The sequence below is a fragment of the Fulvivirga lutimaris genome, assembly GCF_009711525.1.
Taxonomy (GTDB): domain Bacteria; phylum Bacteroidota; class Bacteroidia; order Cytophagales; family Cyclobacteriaceae; genus Fulvivirga; species Fulvivirga lutimaris.
The window spans coordinates 1-1,463 of record NZ_SMLV01000094.1; the positions used below are offsets into that span (position 1 = coordinate 1).

The following is a 1,463-nucleotide window of genomic DNA, read 5'->3' on the forward strand; positions in this document are numbered from 1 at the left end:
TGTTTGATTCCACCAAAACCAAGGTAGGTTCAATGGTATTCGGCTTTTCATTTGAGAATGGATTTTTGGTGGCAAAAGACACCTCTCAGTTTGACAATGGTAGTGTTTACGAAACGGCTGAATTAACATTTGACACTGCCAGCTTCCAGATGAAGAAAGTAACTATAGATATGCAGACGCCTAGAGTTAGTTTGGATATAGATTTAAGCTCATCAGAGGATAAAGTGACTGGTTCCTACATACTTAAACGAGATACTACAACAACCTCTTATGAGATTGATTCTGCCTACCAGTTCTCTGCATTTCGAGAGGAGATATACATGCTTACGCATACACTTAACCTTAAACCCAGTGACACACTTTCACTTAAAGCCCTTGTACCAACAAGCATGTCTCTTTCAAACGGGCAGCTGGTTCATGCTGGAGAAGAAACAATAGAGACGATAAACGGAATGCAAGCATGTGATGTGATTTGGCTACGTGCAGATGGAAAAATGCCCGACAACAAAATTTGGATTAGTAAATCGGCACCAAGAACTATTGTAAAATTCTACGTGCCCGGCCCAGAGTTGGAAATTAAACTGGTTTCACAGAAATAATTACCCTATTCGAGATTAGAAATTTTAGCCTAATAAAAGACATCATGAAGCATTTAATGATTATTCTGGTTTTCTCAATATGTAATAGCTGCGCAATTGCACAAAAAGTAGAAATTCAATACATGGCCAACGAAGGCATTAAAATTTCATCTAAAGATAGAGAGGTCTTTATTGATGCCTTTTTTGATAATGAATTTGAAGCTTTTGATTTCCTTTCAGTTGATACTTTAAAGCAGATCATCAATCAAGGGAAGGCTCTAAGGCATTCGATATCATTAGCGACCCATCTTCATGGCGATCATTTCAATCCTGCTTTGACTGGAGAGTATCTTTTATTAAACCCGAAAAGCAGCTTTATAGCTCCTCAAGAAACAATAAGTAACTTTGAGAAAAGATTTAGCGGCTTTGCGGAAGTTACAGAAAGGGTAAAACCAGTAAACATAGAGCTACACCAGCAGGTGGCTCTTCATTTAGATTGGGTAAAAATCACAATTATCAGATTAGCCCATATGGGCGATTCGCCATGGAAAGAAGCGGAGAATTTAGCATACCTTGTTGAGTTACAGGGCAAGAAAGTACTTCATGTTGGTGATGCTCTGTTGGACGAAGAAAATTTAAAGGCCCTAGGAGTTTCTAAATTGAATATTGATGCTGTTGTTCTACCCTTAGGTCAGATGATGACTAAAGATCAAAAAGAGTTGATCAACGAACATATAAGGTCAAAGCAGATCTTGGCTGCACATATTCCCATCAAATATTATGATCAGGCACAAAGTTTACTAGCTGAGCTTGGTTATAAAAACACATTGGTACTAAATAAACCATTGAAGACCTACTTGTTGGACTAGTATGCATAGAACGACT

General features: G+C 38.0%; 2 protein-coding genes. Both read left to right on the forward strand.

The annotated features are described in order from the left end of the window. Positions 1–599: hypothetical protein (locus E1140_RS21215; protein ID WP_185153324.1), on the forward strand; the 599-nt coding region annotated here is incomplete at its 5' end. A gap of 44 nt (positions 600–643) precedes the next feature. Further along, a complete protein-coding gene (locus E1140_RS00370) occupies positions 644–1,447 on the forward strand; it encodes an MBL fold metallo-hydrolase (RefSeq protein WP_155177975.1) in 804 nt (267 codons plus the stop codon). The last annotated feature ends 16 nt before the right edge of the window (positions 1,448–1,463 follow it).

What these genes read in the sequence shown, in the direction of transcription:
- E1140_RS00370 (WP_155177975.1), top strand. Translation starts at nt 644, where the DNA reads ATGAAGCATTTAATGATTATTCTGGTTTTCTCAATATGTAATAGCTGC.